The 541-nt window shown below is 68.4% G+C and carries 1 protein-coding gene; it reads left to right on the top strand.

All coding sequences use genetic code 11. The features are described from left to right. Positions 1-541: AMP-binding protein (locus tag QQJ96_RS23450; RefSeq protein WP_284334468.1), on the top strand; the 541-nt coding region annotated here is incomplete at both ends.

Genomic DNA, 541 nt, shown 5'->3' with positions numbered 1-541 from the left:
CTGGCCTACCTCATCTATACCTCCGGCTCCACCGGCGTGCCCAAGGGGGTGGCGATCGAGCATCGCAATACGGTCAACCTGTTGCGCTGGGCCGCCACGGCGTTCGCGCCCCAGGCATTGGCCCGGACCTTGTTCGCGACCTCGCTGAACTTCGACCTGGCGGTGTACGAATGCCTGTTGCCGCTGAGCGTGGGCACGCAGGTGCACCTGGTGCCGCATCTGCTGGATCTGGCCCAGCAGCCGTGCGAGGTCAGCCTGATCAACACGGTGCCATCGGCCATGCAGGCGCTGTTGCAGGCCGGGGGCGTGCCGCGCGGGGTCACCACGGTGAACCTGGCCGGGGAGCCGTTAACGCAGGCCCTGGTGGATCGCCTCTTTGCCGCCACCGAGGCGGGCATGGTCTGCAACCTGTACGGTCCCTCCGAAACCACCACGTACTCGACCTGGCTGGCGATCCGCCGAGGTGAGACGACCGCCCCGCACATCGGCCGGCCGATCGCCCACACGGCGGTCTACATCCTGGACGCGCAGCGCGAACCGG

It is taken from the genome of Dyella flagellata (assembly GCF_030160275.1).
Classification (GTDB): domain Bacteria; phylum Pseudomonadota; class Gammaproteobacteria; order Xanthomonadales; family Rhodanobacteraceae; genus Dyella_B; species Dyella_B flagellata.
This window is presented reverse-complemented; position numbering and strand designations above follow the sequence as displayed.